Genomic DNA, 21,632 nt, shown 5'->3' with positions numbered 1-21,632 from the left:
GCAACGCTGCCGGCGTGATGTGCGCCTTTATAGTGAGCTCAAGAAGCTCAGCAGCGCCGTACGATCTTGCGTATTCAACTGCTCGAACAATCGCCGGCTCGTGGTCGCTTCGCCACCGTGCCACAGGATGGCCTCGGTCAGCGTGCGTGCACGGCTGTCATGCAAGTAGCCGACCCTGACGCCGGCGCCGGCCACCTTCTCGGTGTAACCGATGCCCCACAGCGCCGAGGTGCGCCACATGCTGCCGGTGGCCTGACCTTCGACCAGGTTGTCGGCCAGCTCGGGCCCCATGTCGTGCAACAACAGATCGGTGTACGGCCGGATGGTTTGATTGCGCGCTTCGGCCAGTTCCGAATGTGTGCCGGTCTTCATTTCCTTGACATGGCAGGCCGCGCACTTGGTGGTTTCGAACACTCGGGCGCCGGCAGCCACCTGCGCCGGATTCACATCGAGATACGACAGCGGCGCCACGCCTTTCGGAAAGCCGCTGGGCACACTGCGCTGAGCGGGCACGCCCAGCATGGCGACATAGCGGGTCATCAGCTTGAGCACGTCTTCAGAAATGCCGGGCTCGACCTTGTCGGTCGTGCACCGCGCCGGACCAAACAAGCAATCGCGGTTGGGATACAGCGGCGAGGTGACCGACATATCCTGGAGCGCCGCCACCGCCACCTGATGGCGCAAGCTGGCCTTCGACGCCTTCCAGCCGAAGCGGCCGAGGCGCACGTCGCCGGTTTCCGGGTCGTACACATAGTTGGCCGTGCCCTTCACGCCATCCGTGTCTGGAGCCACGCGAGCGCGCGCAATGATGTCGGCATCGGGAATGGCTTCGAGCAGCCCCATACCGATGACAGGCTGCGCACTTCGCAGTGAGTACACGCTCGGAGTCGGTCCATCGAACTGCACCTTGGGCTTGCGCAGCTCGACCGTCGTGCCATCCGGCAGCGTCACGGTCCTGGATTCGAATCCCGACACTCGAACCGCGGTGCCCCAGTCGGTGCGGACGCCGCCGCTCGCGGGCTGCGAATTCATCTGTGCCGCCATACCGTACACCGGATGCGGCAGTTGCTGGCCGCTGCCGTCAGTCTGAGCGGTGCGCACGACCATCGTATCCAGCTTCTGATTCACGACCTGAGGCGCGAGGCCGCGGCCGTTGTTGATGTGACAGCTGAAGCAGGTCGACTGGTTATAGAACATGCCCTGCAACCCGACCGCGTCCAGATTGCGATCGTTGCCCGGCTCGTTGTGGTCGCCGGTGCGCATGTTGGTGTGGAACCAGCGTCGGCCTTCCACGAAGCGCTGCATGTTCTGCATGCCGATGTTGTTGAACGGCTGCTGGAAGATGAAGGTGGAGTTGTCGGCGTAGTCGTAAGAGACGGAGCCGAGACCGCCTTGCAACGTTTCCTCCGGCAACGGCGCGTTCATCAGTCGTGGCTGCACGCCGTACCACGGACGCAAGCCCGTGCCCACGACATAGGTCCACTCGTTGGTGTAGTAGCGCAGACCACCCGAGTCGCCCACGGCGGCCATGGCCTCCGGCGTGGAGAAGAACGAAGTCGACACTTCGATCACGTCGCCGACCCTCAACGCACGCGACGGCACGCTGCGACCGTTGGGCAGCAGAATGCCATTGGCGTCGGGACTGAGCTCGGCATGACCGGGGTAGTTGTCGACCGTCACGCTGCAGCCGTCGTTGAGGCCGCTCGCGTTGGCCAGTCGGCCTTCGGGCGGTTTCGGCACGACCTCGCAGCTGGCGCGATCGTTGCCATACAACGAGGGATCGACCAGCCGTCCCGGCGCCATCCAGCCGAAGCCCGTCACGCCGGGCCGATCGAAGGCGCGGAAGAACGAATGACCGCCGGCGCGCTGCGCTTGCTGGAAATATTGATTGACGCGCAGGGTCGGGCGGTCGACGCCGGCCACGCGGCTGTTGTCGATGATTTCAAAACCCCAGGTGCGGTTCTTGAAATAGTTGGCCACGAAGTTGAGGTGCGCGCCCGGTCCCTTGTCCACCGGATTGCCGTTGGCGTCGACCGTTTCGTTCGGTCCCTGGCCCATCTCGTTCCATTCTTCGCCGCGCTCGCGAGCATGGCGCGAACGGCCGATCACGCCGAAGCGCGTCACTATGGTGCCGTCGGCCAGCGTGAACTGAATGCCTTCGAGCGGCGGCTTCTCCGCCGCCGGCGGCGCGAGTTGCTCACCGCTGCTGGGGAAGGGCGTGATCGAGGTCGTCACCCGACCGCCGAGCGAGTTATCGCTGCCGGGCGACTTGAACTCGACCTCGTACAACGAATAGCCGAACGTCGTGGCGCGCTTGACGCCGTTGATGCGGACGTACTGAACGTTGGAAGTCAGATTCATGAACTCTTCCACGCCGCCCCGGCCGCCCGCGACGTAACGCAGCTGATACCACGTGTCGCCATCGTCGGAGACCAGAATCGAATACTCCTTGCCGTATGCGTTTTCCCAGGTGAGCTTCATGGAGCCGAGCTGGGTCTTGGCGCCGAAATCGAACTGGATCCACTGCTCGTCGCTGCGTTGGCTTTCCCAACGAGTGTTGCCGACGCCGTCGATCGCCCGGGCCGCGGTGTTGCCGCCCTGGAAGCTCGACGCTGTCGCCGCGACGGGTTTCACCACCACGCCGGGGTTGCTCACATCGACGCCCGAAGGCAGTTGCAGCTCAGGCGGAGGTGGCGGCATGGCGGGCCCGCCGGAGGGCATATCCGGAAGCGTCGCGACCGGCGGCGCCTCGAGTTCCGGCTCGGGCATCGGCTGCTGCGGCTGGTTGGTGGGTGGCTGATCGGTCGGAGGTTGATTGGTCGGTGGGTCCGTCGACGTCGGCGGGGGAGAAGTGGAGTCCGATGATCCGCCACCTCCGCCGCAAGCAACCAATAGCGTTGCCATCGCGATCCCGATGAGTGAGTTCCTATACACGCAGATTTCCTTTTCGATGAACTGTGCAGACGACTGCCAGTGCATCGTAAGAGGAGACCTGTCGCCTCTGGCGCGTCGCCGTTAGGCGACGTCACTCACTGAAGACAACTTCCGCTATCGCGTTTCCGCCGCTGCATCATATGCTTTCAGTCTTGACAGCGTGCCAATCACGCGGCCCATGGAGACAGCGTCGTGCAAATCGACCTTACCGGACAGAACGTTCTAGTCACCGGCGCGAGCCGCGGCATCGGCGCCGCTATCGCTCGAGCGTTGGCGGCGTCCGGCGCGCGTGTTTGTATCCACTACGGGATTCAGAAGGCTGCGTCGGAAAGGTTGGCGGCGCAGATCGGCAACGGTGCGTTCGCCGTCGGCGCCAACCTGGCCGATCGACAATCCTGCATCTCATTGTGGGAGCAGGTGGAGCAGCGCTGCGGCGCTGTGCATGCGCTGGTCAACAACGCAGGCGTCGCTCTCGAGTCGCCGCTCGATCAGCCGACCGACCAGTGGCACGCCGCCTGGGAATCGACCCTGGCGATCAACCTCACAGCGACGGGGCTGTTGTGCCGCTCGGCCATCGCGCATTTTCAGAAGATTGGCGGCGGCCGCATCGTCAACATCGCTTCACGAGCCGCCTTTCGCGGCGACACGCCGGACTATCTGGCCTATGCGGCCTCGAAAGGCGGCATGGTGGCTCTCAGCCGGTCTATTGCTCGCGGCTTCGGCAAAGCAAACATCAAGTCGTTCGTACTCGCGCCCGGTTTCACCCGAACCGAGATGGCTCAAGCCTTCATCGACAAGTACGGCGAGGGCTTCGCGCTGAACGACATCGCGCTGGAAAGATTGACGGAGCCGAGTGACATCGCGCCCACCGTGGTGTTTCTGTTGAGCGGCCTGGCGGATCACGCCACGGGCACGAGCATCGATCTGAATGCCGGCTCGTATGTGAGATAAGAAGAGGGGTCGACCGCGAGCTCACCCGCGGCCGACCTTGGCATCTACCGCTCGATCACTGACGGACCTTGGCGGTTTCTTTCACCAACGTCGCGTTGGCGTCGTCGCCATCGAGGGACCAGGAGAACAGGCCGCCCAGCCCGAGGCTCTTGACGTAGGCGGTCTTGGTCGCGATGACCACCGGGTCGTCGAAGCTCCAGAACTCGGTGCCGTTGTAAGTCCACAGCTGCTTGGTCACCGGGTGATAGAACTTCGGCGCGTTGCGTGGCGCGAGCACCTTGTAGTCATTGATGCCCGGTTCCCACGTGCCAGGCGCTGGACCCGTCGCCGGCTGATACAGACCATTGGTGCCGCCGTTCGGCACGCCGGTCCAGCCGCGGCCATAGAACGGAATGCCGATGACGAGCTTCTGCGGAGGCACGCCTGCCGAGAGCAGCTTGTTCACCGCCGTCTCGGTGGCATAAGTCTTCGCTACGCCAGTCGCCGGATTGTTGGGATCCATGTGCAGGTTCGACTGGAAGTTGGTCGGACCCTGCGGTTCGAAGCCGCCGTGATAGTCGTAGCTCATCAAGTTGATCCAGTCGAGCGACTGCGAGTATTGCGCGGGCTCGGTGTTGTCGATCTTGTCGGCGCCCGCGCCGATCGCCACCGTCAGGTGATACTGGCGACCCGTTTGTGCGCTCAGCTCGTTCAGCTGCCGACGGAATTCGGCCAGCAGCAGCGTGAAGTTGCGCTTGTCTTCGGGGCTGACCGAGTTGTACGGCATGCCGCCGCCGCCCGGGAATTCCCAGTCGATATCGATGCCGTCGAACACGCCGGCCGCCGCGCCCGGGCCACCGGCGCCGTCGCCCACCGGCAGATTGCCCTTGAGATAGATATCGATGCACGAGGCCACCATGGTCTGGCGCGCCGCCGCCGTCATGGAGAAGCGGCTGAAATTCTTCGACCAGGTCCAGCCGCCGAGCGAAATGAACAACTTGATCTGCGGATGACGCGTCTTGAGCTTCTTCAGCTGATTGAAGTTGCCCTTCAGCGGCTGATCCCACCGGTCGGCGACGCCGTCCACTGAAGTGGCTGCGTCATACGACTTTTGATAGTCCGCGTACGCATCGCCACCATCGCCGTTGCCGCTCTCGGCGCGGTTGATGATGCCGCAGCGACCATCGTCGTACACGTTGCCAAACGCATAGTTGATGAACGTCAAGTTCGCGGCCGCGCCGCTCTGATCGATATTCTTCACATGATAGTTGCGGCCGTACACGCCCCATTGCGTGAAATAGGCGCCGACTTGCTTGTCGCCGCCGCCGCCGGGGGTGCCATTGGTCACAGTGATCGTGACTTCGTCACTGCCGGTCGCGCCTTGGTTGTCGGTCACGGTGAGACGGAACGTCAACGCCGTGTTCGCATTCACCTGCGGCGCTGTGAAACTTGCGTTCGCGGTGTTGGCTCCACTCAGCGACACAGAAGGTCCCGCTGTCTGTGTCCACTGATACGAAGCGATCGTTCCATCCGGATCCGAGCCGGAGCCTTGCAAGCTCACTGCCGAACCTTCCGCGATCGAACGATCGGCGCCGGCGTTCGCCGTCGGCGACTGGTTCGAGCCGCCGCTGCACTCGTGCAGCTTGCGCCATACTCCCCATTCACCGGACTGGGTGGGGATCTCGTTCTGCGTCCACCATTTCGCCTCGTATGCCGAGCCTTGGTAGGTGACGCGATTGCCGCCCACATAGACGGCACTGTTGCTCCAGGCCGGGAACGGACACGGCTGTGCCTGCGCCAGGCTGGCAGACGAATACAACAGCCAGAGAAACACCGCCGCGATGCCCAGAGGCACGCGCGCAATTGATGCTGTCACTGCAAATTCCTCCATAAATTTAAGTTGCTGGTCAGGCGGATCGACCGGCGCAGCCGGAAGAGGCCATCGGGGTCCCGGAAGCAGTGGTGCAAAGAACGGCGATCTGATGTCGCTTGAAGGTCGGCGTGGAATCCGACTGCACGAACAGAAAGAGAGTTGGCTTCCTGGCCACGCGAACCGTCCATGTCGATCCCTCCACAAGTACCTACGGCGGGTCCATCGCCGCTGCCCGCGGGCTAGTACCACGGTAGATCCAATATAGTACCAATGCAGGCCAAAAGCCAAGGGGTGTCGGTGGCCACAGACTCAGGGCAGTCTATGGTCTGTAAAATCAGCCGGTTGAGGAGAGCGGTGGGCCTGATGTGGTACTAAAGTGGTCTCAAGATCAGCGCCTCTGCTGCGGCAACAGCAGCTTGCCCAGGGCGCCGCCCGTCTGCGCGGCGATCTGCTGCGGGGTCCGCTGCATGCGCTGTTGGGCCTGCGGCGTTCGCAGTGAGCAGTCTTCCGGCAAGGCCGCTGCAAACCGGGTGGCGAAAACATCCTCGGAGAGATGCACGTGATGGCGGCTCCGAAGTTTCAGACCTTGCTCGAGAATCGCTTCTTGTCGGTTGGATTGATCACGCAGTCTCTAGCGGATTGGCGGCCCTGGCTGATAGTTCAAAGGCCGCATCGCGCGAGTAATCCCGACGATCAGGACCCTTGCAACCGGTCCGCGCCGCATGCGTCACCACTGGGAGCAAACGTTCCCTCGCGACAGATCGATTACGGCCTGATCGGGTCGGTCGCGAAGATCCGATCACGCACGGCGAAGGGCGAGAGTCATCGTGTTGCTGCACTCAAGAAGGTCTCGCTCCCTTCGATCGCACCATCTCAGAACAGGGGGCATGAGCCATGACGAGCCAATGGGCTGCGAAACTCGCGTCGCACGATCTGGTGCTCGATGCGCTTCCGGCGGACGTAGAGCGATCGATCAGACAGCGCAATACGTGGTTGCGAAACCTCAGAGCATCGAGCCAGGGCTTCGAGTTTGTGCTCGTTGACGTGAGCCGCTGGAATCCTGGGCAGCATGTGCGCGTGGCGTTCGACGGTGGCGACGCGGCGCTGCGTCGAGATGTCATGGACGCTACGCGCGAGATCACGGACAGCTGTAACCTGACGCTTGATTTCGGCCCGAACACGGCGGCCGGTCAATTCCGAACCTGGTCTTCGACGGATGCCGAGTACGCCGGTGAGATACGCGTGTCATTCGAGCACGACGGCTACTTCTCACTTGTCGGCACAGACAGCGTCAATCCTGAGATATCGGGCGGGCCCATCGGCGGTGGGCCGGGGCAATGCAGTCTCAATCTCGGCGGCTTCACCATCAATCGCCCCAACAACTGGCGCGGCGTTGTGCGCCACGAATTTCTGCACGCGCTGTCGTTTCATCATGCGCATCAGAACTTGCGCGGGCCCTGTGAGCAGGAGTTTCGTTGGGAAGATGACGAAGGCTACCAGCGCACCGAGGATGCGCGCGGTGCGTTCGTGAACGATTCGGAGGGACGGCGGCCCGGCATCTACACGTATCTTTCCGGGTTCCCGAACTTCTGGGACAAGACCAAGGTCGATTTCAATTTACGGACCGAGGACCATCCCGATGTAGTGGTCGGTCCGTTCGATCCACACTCGGTGATGCTGTATCGCTTTCCGCCGCTGTTTTATAAGAACGTGCCGAGCGCCTGTGCGCCTCAGGGCGACGGTGAATCGCTCTCTGAAGGCGACAAGCGTGGACTGCAGCTGCTGTATCCGGGGGTTGTGTCGCAGATCGAAACGTTGCAGTCGCGTCGTGAAACCGTGCTCGCCGCCGTGGATCGGGCGCAATCGACCGAGTCGCAGGGATTCGAAAGCAGCGCCTCGGTCGCGCGGCTGGCCCGGGCAACAGCGTCGACGATGAGAAACGTCCTGCAGATGCGCTAAACCCAAACCATCAGGGCGTTGCTTGCGCGCGTGCCGAGGCGAAGAGCAAAGACAAACTCGGCACGCGCTGTCATGTAAGCGCGCTACCGTACCGCGCGAGTTGCAATGAAGGAGTCGTGCCATGTCTACTGAAAGTGTCGCGCGTCGGCTGGTCCAGCTGTGCAGGGAAGGCAAGTTCGATGGTGCGCAGGACGAGTTGTATGCGCCTGACGCCCGCAGCATCGAGATGGAAGGGATGATCGGGGAGTTGGGATCGGTCCAGGGCCTGGAGGCGATTCGCGAGAAAGGGCGGAAGTTCTCGGAATCCTATACCGAAGTGCACGGTGTCGAGGTCAGCGATCCGCTGATCGCGGATCCGTTCTTCAGCATCGTGATGGCTTTCGACGCCACGTTCAAAGAGGGCGGGCGGCGAGCGATGCGGGAAATCTGCGTGTACGAAGTCAGAAACGACAAGATCGTGCGCGAACAGTTCTTCTACGCGATGGACTGATCGGGCTGGCAACAGGGGCCAGCATCGCTGCTGACCCCCGCCGCCTCGCAAGGTCACTTCACGTCGAATCGATCCGCCATCATCACTTTGTTCCAGGCCGAGACGAAGTCATTGACGAACTTCTGTCTGGAGTCGTCGGAGGCGTAGAACTCGGCGATGGCGCGCAGCTCGGAGTTGGAGCCGAAGATCAGATCCACTGGAGTTGCAGTCCACTTCAGCTGGCCCGTGGCGCGGTCGTGGCCTTGGTAGAGGCCCTCGGCGTTCGGGGCTTTCTTCCACTCGGTCGACATGTCGACCAGGTTCACGAAAAAGTCCGTGGACAGCGTGCCGGGCCGCGAGGTGAACACACCGTGCTGAGCGCCACCGGTATTGGCGTTCAGCACTCGAAGGCCGCCGACGAGCGCGGTCATCTCAGGAGCGGTGAGGCCGAGTAGCGCCGCGCGTTCGACCAGCGCTTCGGCGGGCGGACGCTCGTAACCGGTCTTCAGGTAATTGCGGAAGCCGTCCGCCTCCGGCTCGAGCAGAGCGAAGGAAGTCACATCGGTGAATTCCTGGGTAGCGTCGGTGCGGCCCGGCGTGAAGGGAACCTCGATCTTGTAGCCTCCGTCGCGCGCAGCCTTCTCGATAGCGGCAGCGCCACCGAGCACGATCACGTCGGCCAGTGACACCTGCTTCTTGCCGGCCTTCGCATTGAAGTCCTGTTGCACGCGTTCGAGCACACCCAGCACCCGCGAAAGCTCTTGCGGATCGTTCGCTTCCCATTCTTTCTGCGGAAGGAGACGAATGCGCGCGCCGTTCGCTCCGCCGCGCTTGTCGGTGTCGCGATAAGAAGCCGCCGACGCCCAGGCCGTGCGCACCAGTTCCGGGACCGTCAAGCCCGAGTTCAGGATCGCGGACTTCAGCTTGGTCACATCCTTGCTGTCGATCTGGCGATATTCAGCTTTGGGAAGCGGGTCTTGCCAGATGAAAGTCTCGCTCGGCGTCAACGAGCCGACGTAGCGCGACACCGGGCCCATATCGCGATGGGTCAACTTGAACCACGCACGAGCGTAGGCGGCCGCGAATTCCTCCGGATCGTCGAGCCAGCGCTGCGTGATCTCACGATAGGCCGGATCTTCCTTCAGCGCGAGGTCGGTAGTCAGCATCACCGGAGCGTGCCGCTTGGTGGGATCGTGCGCGTCGGGCACCAACTGAGCCGCGGCGGGATTCTTCGGCTTCCACTGTCTGGCGCCAGCGGGGCTGGTGGTCAGCTCCCAATCGAAGGCATAGAGGTTCTGCAGGAAGTTGTGAGTCCACTGCACCGGGTTGACGGTCCACGCGCCCTCGAGGCCGCTGGTCACGGCGTCGGCGCCCTTGCCAGTGCCGCATTTGTTTCTCCAGCCGAGGCCTTGATCTTCGAGGCCGGCCGCTTCCGGATCGGCTCCGACGCAGTCCTTCGGCTTGTGCGCACCATGCGCTTTGCCGAAGGTGTGGCCGCCGGCGATCAGCGCGACGGTCTCCTCGTCGTTCATGCCCATGCGGCCGAAAGCCTGGCGAATGTCCCGTGCCGCGGCGAGCGGATCGGGATTGCCGTGCGGTCCTTCCGGGTTCACATAGATCAGGCCCATTTCAGTTGCGCCGAACGGCTTGCCGAGCACGCGGTCGCCGGTGTGACGTTTGTCGGTCAGCCACTGGCCCTCGGGGCCCCAGTTCACCTCTTCGGGTTCCCACTCATCGGCGCGGCCGAACGCGAAGCCGAGGATCTTGAAACCCATGTCTTCCATCGCCACGGTGCCCGCGAACACCATCAAGTCGGCCCAGGAAAGCGAGTTGCCATACTTTTGTTTGATGGGCAGCAGCAGTCGGCGCGCTTTGTCGAGGCTGGCATTGTCGGGCCAGGCGTTCAGCGGAGCGAAGCGCTGCATGCCGCCATCCGCGCCGCCGCGGCCGTCGATCGCGCGATACGTGCCCGCTGCGTGCCACGACATGCGAATGAAGAACGGCCCGTAGTGGCCGTAGTCGGCGGGCCACCAGTCCTGTGACGTGCGCATCAGTTTCTTCAAGTCCTGCTTGAGGGCGTCGACGTCCAGATCCTTGACGGCCTGCGCATAGTTGAAGTCCGCCCCCAGCGGATTGGCAGAGGCTGCCGAATCGCGCAGCGGCTCCAGGCTCAAACGATTCGGCCACCAGTAATCGTTGTTGGGCGCCGCAAGCGGACCTTCGGCCTGCGCGGCCGCCCCCAACGTGCACAGCACGGCGACCGAAACAGCCTTCTGTAACTTAACCAGTTTGCTCATTGTCTCTCTCTCGAACAAAGCGCTGCGCGGATGCGCGGCGAGCGGCAATGTAGCTAGCAAAGGTAAACGGCTCTAATGAGTGGTTTGGATGCGGCCGATAGCCGCTATCGATTGAACCCCGAGGGGGATAAAAGCCGCCTTTGATCCAGTCCTCTATAGAAGAAAGTCAGGTTGCAGCGTTGCGTGAGCAAAGGGTCCACAGATCACGACGGTTTGCAGACATCCGCCGCCACGGAAAGGCGGGTGGTGGAGCAGGCTGCCTACTGGTTTATTCGAGGAACCGACGAACAGCTGGATGCGGCGGATCGCAGTGAGTACCTGCGATGGCTCAGGCACAGCCCGAACAACATTGCAGAAATGTTGCAGGTTGCTGCTTACATCGGGAAGCTCAGAAAGTTGCAACTGATCGCTTCGACGCTTTCCGCAGACAGCAACATCGTCGAGCTCGATGCCAGAAGCGACGCGCAAGCAAGGGCGCGACCGCACCGGCGATAGATTTCACATCAGGCGCTGCGTGGCTTCCGCTGCGGGGATCTGGCTCAGAGCTTTGTCTCTCATGAGGAAGCCCTCCGTGTGACCCAGGTCTCGCAGCAATTGCGCGGCCTGCTGCAAGTCCTGAGTGCCGAAGCCCTCGGTGAATCGACCGTAGGTGCCGGCGAGCAGGTCGCGTGCCTGTTCGCTTTGCCCCTGTTTGTATCGGAGGCGCGCCAGCGTCATAGCGGTGCGCAGCTCCCATGCCAGCGCGGATTGACGACGGGCGATCCGTGAGGATCGAAGCAGCAGGCGCTCGGCACGCGCCTCGTTTGTTTGTTCGAGAGATAGCAATGCATTGGCCTGCAGGCGCAACAGCTCGGGCAGCTGCACCGACTCCGCGCCGGGCACTGCATTGCGCCTGATCGTGCGCAGGATAGTGAGCGCTTCCTCTGGCCGTCCGGCAAGGGTCAAGCCGTCCGCGATCGCGCAGGCGACAAACGTTCTCGCTACATCCTGCCGCTCGTCACGCATCTGTTGCAAAACGCCGTTGAGCAGCGACGCGCCAGCTTCGGCAGAGCCACGGCCGATCAACAACGTTCCTTGCATCGCGCGCTCCACCGGGTGGAAAGGTTTCAGCAGCGGCCAGTGAGTGTGGCGGACCAGTTGATCCAGCGCGCTCTGGACCGCGTCCCAATGACCGCACCATAGGTAGACCGGCGTCGTGTAGAGCAGGGCGAAACAGGTGTCGAGCGGTTTGCCTGACTTCATCGCCGTCGTGGCGGCCTGCCGCGCGGTGGCAATCGCTCGCTCCGGGAAGCCGGAGAGCCAGAGGGCACGAGACATCACGACCAACCCGCGCACCCGATGGTCGTTGCCACACAATTGCAGGTTCCGTTCGCCGGCGCGAGCAAAGCCCGCATCGAAAAGTTTGTTGGCCCCGGCCTGATCGCCAAGGAAATGTCGCGCTACGCCTTGCATCAACTCCGAGATGGCGAGACATGACACGTCATTCACCTGTCTCGCAGCGACATCCCATTCTTCGGCCGCGACGAGAGCGCCGCGGAAATCGGCGACACGCGTAAGAAATAAGTGCCGTGTGGCAAGCATGCGCAGCCGCTGTGACGGTTCGGCCAACGGGTCGGCGAGCTCTAGAGTGCGTGCGATGGCGGACAACACGTCATCGCGGCCGCCGCGGATCCACATCGAGGAGATGGCCCAAGAGCTGCGGAGGAGCATTTCGCGCCTGCCGCCGCGAGTGGAATCATCGAGCGCCGCGAGACCGGCAGAACTCCATCGGTAGGATTCACCCAACAAGGACAGCTCTAAGAACACCGAAGCCGCCGCGGCCGCCAGGTCAACCGCGAGGGCTACGTCGAAATCTCCACCGCTGCGTGAGAAGCACCACTCTAGCGCGGATCGGATGTTCCCAAGATGTTCTCGCAATGCGTGCGCGCGGCCGGTGTACTCCAGGTCGATGAGTCCGCCATGCCGCTCATCGAGCAGCCGCTTGAAGTATTCCGCATGGCATCGGGCGGCGCTGTCCGCTTCACCGCTCTCGTGCAGTTTCTCCAATCCGTAGATTCGAGTCGTTTCGAGCAGTCGGTACCGCACAGTGCCTGCATCGCCGGAGTGAACCGAGACGAGGGATTTCGCGACCAGCGCATCGAGGGTGTTGAGCGTGGCCGCATCGTTTCCAGATTCGCCACGAATGATGGTGCTCGCGGCCTCCAAGGTAAAATCGCCCACCAGCACGGACAATCTACGCATCGCTGCCTGTTCGTCCGCGGGCAGAAACCAGTAGCTCCAGTCGAGCAGGGCGCGCAGTGTTTGATGGCGGGGCAGGGCGGTGCGTCGCCCATGCCAGTCCAGACCGAGATTCTTGTTCAGCAGATCCGCGGTCGCGGCGAGGCCGTGACTGCCCACTCGACCGGCGGCCAGTTCGATTGCCAGCGCCAGGCCTTCGAGCCGGCCGCAGATGCCGGCCACGAGCGCCGCACTCTCGTCGTTCAACTCGAAATGCCCGCCACTGGCGGCGGCGCGCTCCATGAAAAGTTGCACGGCCGGGAAGGCGAGCACATCGGCGGCCTTCATGCTGGAGTCGGGCGCCGGGCTCGCCAGGGCAGGCAGCCAGTACGCGCGTTCCCCCTCGACGCGCAATGCTTCGCGGCTCGTGGCGAGGATATGCAGCGCCGGCGCATCCTTGAACAATGTTTCCGCGAGCGTGGCGACCGGCTCGATCACGTGCTCGCAATTGTCCAGGATCAGCAGCAGTCGCAACGTTCGCAGGTGTTCGAGCAGCGCTGGCGTCGCGTCTTCGGTTTGTACCTGAAGACCCAGCGACGCGGCGATGGTCGCGCCGACCAGTTTCGGATCGGCGATCGCGCCGATGTCGACGAAACACGCGACGTCAGCGAATCCATCCCGCATGGCGTGCGCAACGGCGATGGCGACGGTGGTCTTGCCCATCCCGCCAGGGCCGATGATCGTGATGAACCGATGTTTCAGGAGGTCGTCGGCGACGCAACGCACGACCGGCTCCCGACCCAGCATGCGGGGCAGCTTCGGCGGCAGGACCAGTCGCTTACGGACGGCATCAGGAAGTTCCGGCAATTTTGCCGTCGATGCGGCCGTGACTGCGCGAGCGATCGGAGCAACGAAGCAATAGCCTTGACCGGTCACATTCTCGATGTAACGAGTGCCGTTTTCACCGTCGCCGAGCGCTTTGCGAAGCGCGCTCATGTGAACTCTCAGATTGCTGGGGCTGACGACCAGGTCGCGCCAGACTCGCGCGGTCAGATCTCGTTGACTCACCACCTCGCCGGCGCGCTCGACCAGTGCGATCAGAATATCGAGCGCACGATCGCCCAGAGCGACAGGCACGCCGTCTCGTTCGATGACTCGTGTCGCAGGCGAGAGACGGAATGGCCCGAATGAAATGGTTCCGCTGTCTGAGCCGTGCATGGGTCAACTCCGACCGCGGCATGTTTGAGGCGAGAATATTCCTATCTAAAAACGTTGCAAGTCTTGACTGGCATGTACCGCGGCGGCTGAGCATGGGTTGCTTGGGGAGCGAGGTGACAGAGCGGCTACAGCTGAGCTTGGTTTCATCCAACCGGGCGCTGACCCGTCCAAGAAATGCCAGCGTGATTTCTTCGACACTGAAGGCGCTGGAGAAACTCGGGCGATCAAGGGGAGCTCCTGTCATGAACCTGAAACTTGCCGTCAGCCCACCACCCACGCGCGTCGCCATCATGGAGCAGCTGGCTGGCGTGCTTCGCGATGCCGATGCGAGCACCACCAACATCGAATCCGCGCTTGCCAGAACGAATGTTTCCAAGGAGGCGGTGACCGCGGAGTTCGGTGGCAGCCGTCAACTGCTGGTGGCGATGGTCGCGCAGTTATCGGAATCGATGTCCGCTCCGCTCACCGACGATTCGTCCCGATCCGAGTTGCGAGAGCGCCTGCTCGCGTTTGGTCAGCGCGTAATGGACAGTTACGCCACCTCACATCTGCGTGGCCTGTATCGAATCGCCGTCACCGAGGCGATCCGTCACACCGGACTGGGTCGTGACTTCTACGAGGTGGGGCCAGGGCGTTTGTCACAACGGCTCGCCGATTTCCTGCAGGTGGCGCAAGCCGAAGGTGCGCTGCGCGCCGCGGATCCTCATTTGTTGGCGAGTCACTTCCTCGCGTTGCTGCGAGCGAACGTCGAGTCCGCCAATACCTTTCCACACGAGCTTGCCACCAATCCGGTCGCCCGAGCCGTGTACGTTCGGAACGCGGTGGAGTTGTTTTGTGAGGGCATCGATGGAGGGACAGCGCCATGTTGAATCTGCTTCGGCGTGCGGGTGTGCCCGGCGGCATCCCTCGAGGAACTACGGACGGCCGGTCGCACGTGTGCGGCGTGCCCGACGAGCTGGCCATCGAAATCGATTCGGACGGCTCGCCGGTGAGCTTTCCGGCGGCGGACTGGTTTGTTTGTTTCGTACCCGGGCTGCAGAAACAATGGTGGCATCGCTTCGCCGCTGCGAAGTACCAGCACGTGTTCGTGATGCGCAGGGTGGACGACAGCTCGTGGATTCTGGTCGAGCCGTGGTGGACGCGAATGCTGGTGAACGTGCTCACCCTGGATGAGGCGGTGAAGTTCCTGCGCTGGGGCGCGTCCGGCAAGATTCTGCAGATCCGCGAAGCTATCCCGGGCTCCGGCAATCAAGCGCGCGGCTGGTCGAACTGTGCGGTGCTGACCGCCTTCCTGCTCGGACGCGCTTATTGGACGTGGACGCCTCATGGGCTGCATCGTCGACTGTCAACCGAGCCCGGCGCGCGGCCGATCGATCTCGCACAGTGGCTCGCCGAGCACGTTCGTGCTGTCGCCACTCGCAATTCCGATCAAGCCCTGGCGGAACTGGATGCCACTGCGGACACGTCACTGCGAAGCGCCTTGCTCCAACTCGGCAACGGCATCATGACCGCATTGCTATCCCGCTCCGGCCTCGCGCTGTACAAGCTCGCCATTTCCGAATCCGGTCGCTTCGAGGCGGCGGCGAATGCCTACTGGGAATTTGCTCCCAAGCGTGCCATCGAGGCCGTACGCAAAGTGTTGGAACAGGCGCAAAGCCGGGTCGAGATCCACGTTGAAGATCCGGCAGCCGTCGCACGGCAGTTCTTTGCGATGCTGCGTGGGGACATTCATCTGGAGATTCTGTTTGGGTCCAGAGGGTATCCGAGTGCGACGGAGATTCATCTGCGGGTGACATCCGCCGTCGATGTGCTTCTGAATGGCGCTCGGCTGCTGGCGCATGCTCCGACATGTCAGACAGCAGACGTCGCGCCTCCGCCCATCGCCGTCGCAGGGGCCGCCCAGTGACCCGCAGAACCGCGAGCGGACCCGATCTCCAGCGACGATGAGCCTCGATTGAGGATCCTCCCCACCTCTGCGTCGTAACCCAATGACGCCGCCACGCGCCCGGTGAATCGCCGGGCGCGAACAACCTGGGCGGCGCGTAACGCATTGGGGGAGAACATGAAATACACGCATGCCGCGATCAGGGCGCGGCTCTGTCCGGCGGCCATCGGTCTGTGCATCGCGCTTCCGGCGCTGGGACAAGGGGCGGCGAACACCGGGGACGCGCCGCAGCTCGAAGAGATCGTCGTGACGGGGGTGCGCGAGACTCAGCGCAGCTCGATCGAGATGAAGCGCATGGCGCCGGTGATCGTCGATGGCATCGTCAACGACGAGATCGGGGCGCTGCCGGACAACTCCGTGGGCGACACGCTCGAGCGCATCACCGGCGTCGCGGCCGATCGCTTCAAGGGCAACGCCAACGAACTGTCGGTGCGCGGTCTGGGTCCGGCGTTGAGTTTCTCGACGTTCAATGGACGCGAAGTCAGCACCGCGGGCCCGGATCGATCGGTGGCGTTCCAGCAGTTCCCCTCCGAGCTGGTCAACGGCGTGCTGGTCTACAAATCTCAGCAGGCCGACTTCGCCGAAGGCGGCATCGCGGGCGTGATCGAGCTGCGCTCGCTCAAGCCGATCGAGTTCGGCAAGCGGCGCTTCCAGAGCGAAGTGCGCGGCGTGTATCTGCCCAAGGACGACGACATCGATGGCCGGGACGGGCTCGGCGATCGCGCCAACATTTCCTATATCGACAGCTTCGATACCGCGATCGGCCAGCTCGGCGTGAGCATCGGCTATCAGCACCAGGACCAGGCCGCGCCCGAGGACTATTACATCACCAACTCCTCGTTCATCCCGTGCGTCACGTCCGCGAACAGCCCGACGACGATCACAGGTTCGGCAGCTGAGCAAACAGCCGCGGGCACGAGCTTCAATTGCAGCAACGCCGCCACCGCAGCCGGCACCAGCGTAGGGCCGCGCTATTTCGCGACTTCGTCACGCTCGTTCCAGCAAAAGGAAACCAGCGAAATTCGCGACGGCGCAATCGGCACATTGCAGTGGAAGCCGACCGACGCGCTCGACATCACCATCGACGGCCAGTACTCCAAGCGCGACAGCCTCGAACTGCGCAATATGCTGGCGATCACCGAAGCTGCTCGCGGCATTCGACCGGAGATCATCGGCGGCGACGGCAACGGTTACAGCCCTGGCTCGCTGATCCGCTACACCGGCAACTCCAATCTCGAAGTGCAGATGGAGCGGCGGCTGCGTGAGGAAGAGTACAAGGGCGGCGGCGCGGCCGTGACCTGGACGGGTGAGCGGCTCACCGTGGTGGGCGACCTGTCCTATTCCGAATCGCGCCGGACGGAATTGCAGAAGGCCACGAACATGCGCTCGCTGCGCCGGGTCCTGTACACGCTGGACGGTTCAGGCGACGAGGTGCCGACCGTCGTGTTCGACGACTTCGACATCACGGACCCGGACAACTTCCTGATCGCGACGCCAGCCAACAACACCAACTACGCGCGCTATCGCAAGACCACCGACCGCTTTGACGAAATCAGCGCCGCACGGCTCGATTTCAAGTATGCGCTGGATGGTTTCGTGCAGGCCGTGAAAGTCGGTGGCCGCTACTCCGAGCACGAGCGCACCAACGACGCGAACAACAATGCGGATCGACCTATCCCCATCGCTTATGACGGCCGCACGCCGGCGCAGCTTACGGCCGACGCCAACGCCAATTGCCGCCGCCCGTTCCCGACTTCTTCTTATATGGACGAGTCGTCGACCAACGTGGGCGGCTGGGCGCTGTTCGACAACGACTGTGTGTTCCGCACCTACACCGGCGCGGACTCGCTGCCGTTGCAAGCGGACTCGCGCGGTCCCGAGGACACCAACGTCACCGAGAAAATCACAGCGTTCTATGTGATGTCCGAGTTTGCCGCGCTGGACTGGTCCGTGCCGATGACGGGCAACATCGGCGTGCGTTACGTGACCACGACAGTCGATGCGACCGGTTATCGCTCGGAAGTGGCGGTCACTCCGTCTGTCGGCGGAGCCGCTGCGACCATCACGGTGATTCCCGGCACGTTGTCGACCATCAGCGATTCGGCGGACTACGACTACTTCCTGCCGAGCTTGAACCTGAGCTTCGATCTGTCCGATGTCACCAAGCTGCGCTTCGCGGCCTATCGAGCGCTGTCGCGGGTCGGCATCGAGGAGTTCAACGTCGGCATCACTCCGGTTGCCGATGCGAACGCGACGACAGTCGAAGGCGTGCTTGCGAACTCCACGACGGGCAATCCCCATCTGAAGCCGCTCACCAGCTGGAATCTCGATGCCTCGCTGGAACTGTACCTGTCGCAAGACACGCTGGTGTCGTTCGCGACTTATTACAAATGGCTGAAGGGCGCGGCGTTCGACGCCGTTCAACCGTTGCCGACCACCATCATCGCCAACGGCGTCCCAGTGACGTTCAACGCCATCGCGCCGGCCAACGATCCGGAACGGCGGCGTCTTTACGGCTTCGAATTGACGGGCAGCCACGCGTTCACCTGGTTGCCGTCGCCTTTCGATGGCTTCGGCGTCAGCGGCGGCTACAACTACGTCGATGCGGATTTCGAGTTCCCCGATCCGTCGGCGGTCGGCCCCTATGTGTCGCCGGCGAATCTGCGCGGCCTTTCCAGGCACAGCGCGAACGGCTCGGTGTACTGGGAGAAGAACAGGTTCTCGATTCGCGCCTCGTACGTGTACCGCTCGGACTATTCCAAGCCCAACAGCAACACCAATCGCAGCGTCGATGGTTCGGGCTACTTGAACATGTCCGCGCAGTACGATGTCACCGACTACTTGCAGCTGAAGGTGCAGGCGCTCAACCTCACCGACACGCGCGACATCATGTACAAGCCGGGCGAGGACGCCATCACCGAGGTCAGCGAGAGCGGACCGGCTTATTATTTCGGCGCACGCTTGAGATTCTGAGATCGCCGTGAACCTAGCGAAGATTCTGTTCTTAGCCAGCCTGCTGAGCCCTGCGGCAGCAATGCCGCAGGAGGCTCCGCCACCGGCAGCGCCGCTGTGTAACGCCTCGCAGGGTTACTCGGCGGCGTTCGATTCGCGTCGGACGTTTCTTTGGCGTCCCGATTGGCTGGCGACGACCAAGGCGCGTGGCGCGAAAGATCCTGCGCTCGCCGCTGCCTGGCAGGACGTGATGGCGCGTGCAGACGATGCGCTCGATGGACCGACGTACAGCGTGGTGAACAAAACGCGCGTTCCTCCCAGCGGCGACAAGCACGATTACATGAGCATGGGGCCGTATTGGTGGCCCGACCCGAAGCAACCGAACGGCGAGCCGTACGTGCGACGCGACGGCGTCGTCAATCCGGAGCGCGATTCGTCGGCCTTCGATACGACCGCGCTCGACAGAATGAGCGCGGCGGTCGAGGCGTTGTCGCTTGCTTATTATCTGAGCGACGATGTGCGCTATGCGCGCAAGGCAGCCGAGCTGCTCCGCGTCTGGTTCGTGGCGCCGGCCACGCGCATGAATCCAAATGCGTCCTTTTCGCAAGGCATTCCGGGCCGAACTGAAGGAAGGGCGGAAGGCGTGCTCGATACCTTTCGTCTGATGCGCGTGGTTGAAGGCATCGGATTGATCGGGCCAGCGAAGGTCCTGAGCGGCGAGGAGCAGGGCGCGCTCGAGAAGTGGTTCGGTGATTACGTCACCTGGATGATGACGAGTCCCACCGGACGCGAGGAGCGGGACGCGCATAACAATCACGCGCTCTGGTACGACTACCAGATCGTTCAGTATGCGTTGTTCTCGCGGCGAGAAGCGGTGGCCAGAGAGGTTTTGGGGCAGGTCGTGCAGCGACGCTTCGCTACGCAGATCGAGAACGACGGCCGAATGCCTCACGAGCTGGGGCGCACACGCGCGTTTCATTACACCGTGTTCGCGCTCCGCGCCGCGGCCGGCCTTGCCGATCTTGGTCGTTGTCTCGACATAGACCTGTGGCGCTCGACGACTCGCGACGGTCGGGGCTTGAAGCTCGGCATCGATTTCCTGTTGCCCTATGTGGGCCGAGAGCGCGAGTTCCCTTATCCGGACCCAAAAGCGGGTCCGAACGAAGAGATCTTCGAGTTGTTCTCGCGCGCGGCATGGGCGTATGGTGAGCGCGAATATCGCAACGCCGCCGCCATGCTTGCTCGCCACAATCCTCGCAGCCGGATTCAGTTGATCATCGCGCCGTATGCGACCGAGTGAGCTGCCATCCACCACCGAGCGGGACTCGTTCCTGCGCGCGCTTTCCGAGCGCTATCGCCAGCCGCTCACGGCTTACTTCCTGCGGCGGGTCCATTCGCGAATCGAGGCAGAGGATCTGACTCAGGAAGTGTTCCTGCGCCTGGTGCGACGATTCGAAGTCGAGTCGATCGACAATCCGGAGGCGTTCGTCTTCTGCACCGCCGTGAACCTGCTGCGCGATCGCTCGCGGCGGGGCAAGGCTCAGCGCAGTCATTTGAGCGAGCTGGCGCATCAGCAGGACGGGCTCGAGGAACTCTCGCCGGAGCGGCTGTTCGACGGCCAGGAGTCGTTGAACATGGTGCTCAGCGTGCTCGACGAGCTCGACCAGAAGACCCGCGACGCCTTCATCCTCCACCGACTCGAAGGCATGAAGCAGGCCGAGATCGCTCGAGTGCTGGGTGTCTCGGTCAGTTCGGTGGAGAAGTACATCATCAAGGCGCTGTCCCGGCTGATGGCGCGATCGGCAGGAAGCAAATGAGCCAGGGTGAACGGCGAAACTTGTCGGACGAGCTGCGCGAGCAGGCGGCTGCCTGGGTCGTGCGCCTGAACTCCGGCCCGAGCGAGATCGATCTGGATCGTTTCAGTCAGTGGCGGAATCAAAGCGCACAGCACGAGCGTGCCTTCGATCAGGCGATGGCCGCGTGGCTCGCTGTGGGCGAGCATGCTTCGGACCCGCGACTGCTGGCGATGCGCCGAGACACACTGGAGCGAGCACGTCGGTCGCAGAATCGTTGGTCACGTCGCGCCATCGCAGCGGCCGTTGCAGCGATGATTGTCGCCCCGCTGCTCGCCATCGGTGTGTATCAGTGGCGCATGCCGGAGGAGCAGCGGTTCAACACCGCTCATGCCGAGCAGCGCATGATCGTGCTCGATGACGGCACCCGAATGTCGCTGGATGCAGTGACGCAGGTGACCGTGCAGTACACGCCGGACGTGCGCAACATCGAGCTGCTGGCCGGGCGAGCGAATTTTGAAGTGGCCAAGGACATCACCCGGCCGCTGAAGGTGAAGGTCGGGCCTCGCACTGTCACCGCAATCGGAACGGTATTTACTGTAGAGCGCGAACCGAGCCAGGTGGTGGTCACATTGGTGGAAGGCCGGGTCGCCGTCTCTACCGGAAACCAGGCGCAAAACCCGATCGAACTGCGACCGCGACAGCAACTGCGGATGCTGGCTGGCGGTGAAGTCGCCCTGCGCGACGACATCGATCCGTCTCAAGCGCTGGCGTGGCGCGAAGGCAAGCTGATCTTCGACAACGAGCCGCTGCGGACGGTCGTGTCCCGCATGAACAACTACATCGCGACGCCCATTGTTGCCGAAGGCGCCGCAGCCGAGCTGCGCGTCAGCGGCGTGTTCAAAGCCGGCGATACGGCAGCCTTCCTTGAAGCGATCAAGGCCTACTTTCCAGTGACGGATGAGCGCCGCGCCGATGCGGTCACGCTGCGGCTGAACGAGGCTGGCGAGCCGGCGCGTTGAGGAAAGTGTCGAGTAGCGCGTCG

Annotated in this window: 15 protein-coding genes; 10 read left to right on the top strand and 5 right to left on the bottom strand. The window is 63.0% G+C overall.

Annotated elements, in window-relative coordinates; genetic code table 11:
- Positions 1-27: 27 nt before the first annotated feature.
- Positions 28-2,904: a di-heme oxidoredictase family protein gene (locus JM946_RS18790; protein WP_407700574.1), complete on the bottom strand. Its 2,877-nt coding sequence runs from the start codon at positions 2,902-2,904 to the stop codon at positions 28-30.
- A 222-nt stretch (positions 2,905-3,126) separates the two neighbouring features.
- Here JM946_RS18790 and JM946_RS18785 point away from each other — a divergent pair, with 222 nt between their 5' ends.
- Complete coding sequence (locus JM946_RS18785) at positions 3,127-3,885, top strand: SDR family NAD(P)-dependent oxidoreductase (protein WP_203168894.1); 759 nt, start codon at positions 3,127-3,129, stop codon at positions 3,883-3,885.
- A gap of 55 nt (positions 3,886-3,940) precedes the next feature.
- Here JM946_RS18785 and JM946_RS18780 read toward each other — a convergent pair whose 3' ends face one another.
- Both JM946_RS18780 and JM946_RS18775 read right to left on the bottom strand, forming a co-directional pair.
- Positions 3,941-5,740, bottom strand: a complete 1,800-nt coding sequence (locus JM946_RS18780; RefSeq protein ID WP_203168893.1) for a glycosyl hydrolase family 18 protein — start codon at positions 5,738-5,740, stop codon at positions 3,941-3,943.
- 385 nt (positions 5,741-6,125) lie between these two features.
- Entirely contained in the window at positions 6,126-6,296 is a 171-nt protein-coding gene (locus JM946_RS18775) for a hypothetical protein (RefSeq protein WP_203168892.1), read from the bottom strand.
- Positions 6,297-6,631: 335 nt separating this feature from the next.
- Between JM946_RS18775 and JM946_RS18770 the strand changes: the two genes are divergently transcribed.
- Positions 6,632-7,696 (top strand): zinc metalloprotease, encoded by a 1,065-nt coding sequence (locus tag JM946_RS18770; protein ID WP_203168891.1) that lies wholly within the window; start codon positions 6,632-6,634, stop codon positions 7,694-7,696.
- Between the two features lie 121 nt (positions 7,697-7,817).
- Positions 7,818-8,186 (top strand): nuclear transport factor 2 family protein, encoded by a 369-nt coding sequence (locus JM946_RS18765; protein ID WP_203168890.1) that lies wholly within the window; start codon positions 7,818-7,820, stop codon positions 8,184-8,186.
- Between the two features lie 53 nt (positions 8,187-8,239).
- Here JM946_RS18765 and katG read toward each other — a convergent pair whose 3' ends face one another.
- Positions 8,240-10,462 (bottom strand): catalase/peroxidase HPI, encoded by a 2,223-nt coding sequence (gene katG / locus JM946_RS18760; protein ID WP_203168889.1) that lies wholly within the window; start codon positions 10,460-10,462, stop codon positions 8,240-8,242.
- A 213-nt stretch (positions 10,463-10,675) separates the two neighbouring features.
- Between katG and JM946_RS18755 the strand changes: the two genes are divergently transcribed.
- Complete coding sequence (locus tag JM946_RS18755) at positions 10,676-10,957, top strand: DUF4880 domain-containing protein (protein WP_203168888.1); 282 nt, start codon at positions 10,676-10,678, stop codon at positions 10,955-10,957.
- A 3-nt stretch (positions 10,958-10,960) separates the two neighbouring features.
- Here the strand turns inward: JM946_RS18755 and JM946_RS18750 are convergent, their stop codons facing one another.
- Entirely contained in the window at positions 10,961-13,816 is a 2,856-nt protein-coding gene (locus JM946_RS18750) for an ATP-binding protein (RefSeq protein WP_203168887.1), read from the bottom strand.
- 323 nt (positions 13,817-14,139) lie between these two features.
- Here JM946_RS18750 and JM946_RS18745 point away from each other — a divergent pair, with 323 nt between their 5' ends.
- The 6 genes from JM946_RS18745 (at position 14,140) to JM946_RS18720 (ending at position 21,609) form a co-directional block, all read left to right on the top strand.
- Positions 14,140-14,766, top strand: coding sequence for a TetR/AcrR family transcriptional regulator C-terminal domain-containing protein (locus JM946_RS18745; RefSeq protein WP_203168886.1), 627 nt, complete (start codon positions 14,140-14,142; stop codon positions 14,764-14,766).
- Positions 14,760-15,803, top strand: coding sequence for a TetR/AcrR family transcriptional regulator C-terminal domain-containing protein (locus JM946_RS18740; RefSeq protein ID WP_203168885.1), 1,044 nt, complete (start codon positions 14,760-14,762; stop codon positions 15,801-15,803). The genes JM946_RS18745 and JM946_RS18740 overlap by 7 nt, the downstream gene beginning before the upstream one ends.
- Positions 15,804-15,959: 156 nt before the next feature.
- Positions 15,960-18,815, top strand: a complete 2,856-nt coding sequence (locus tag JM946_RS18735; protein ID WP_203168884.1) for a TonB-dependent receptor — start codon at positions 15,960-15,962, stop codon at positions 18,813-18,815.
- 7 nt (positions 18,816-18,822) lie between these two features.
- Positions 18,823-20,094 carry an alginate lyase family protein gene (locus JM946_RS18730; protein WP_203168883.1) on the top strand — a complete coding sequence of 424 codons (1,272 nt, stop codon included), beginning with the start codon at positions 18,823-18,825 and terminating at the stop codon, positions 20,092-20,094.
- Complete coding sequence (locus JM946_RS18725; RefSeq protein ID WP_203168882.1) at positions 20,081-20,611, top strand: RNA polymerase sigma factor; 531 nt, start codon at positions 20,081-20,083, stop codon at positions 20,609-20,611. The genes JM946_RS18730 and JM946_RS18725 overlap by 14 nt, the downstream gene beginning before the upstream one ends.
- Positions 20,608-21,609, top strand: coding sequence for a FecR family protein (locus JM946_RS18720; RefSeq protein WP_203168881.1), 1,002 nt, complete (start codon positions 20,608-20,610; stop codon positions 21,607-21,609). The genes JM946_RS18725 and JM946_RS18720 overlap by 4 nt, the downstream gene beginning before the upstream one ends.
- The last annotated feature ends 23 nt before the right edge of the window (positions 21,610-21,632 follow it).

It is taken from the genome of Steroidobacter gossypii (assembly GCF_016801985.1).
Lineage (GTDB): Bacteria > Pseudomonadota > Gammaproteobacteria > Steroidobacterales > Steroidobacteraceae > Steroidobacter > Steroidobacter gossypii.
Note: the sequence above shows the minus strand (reverse complement) of the source record. Positions and strands in the feature narration are given on the sequence as shown.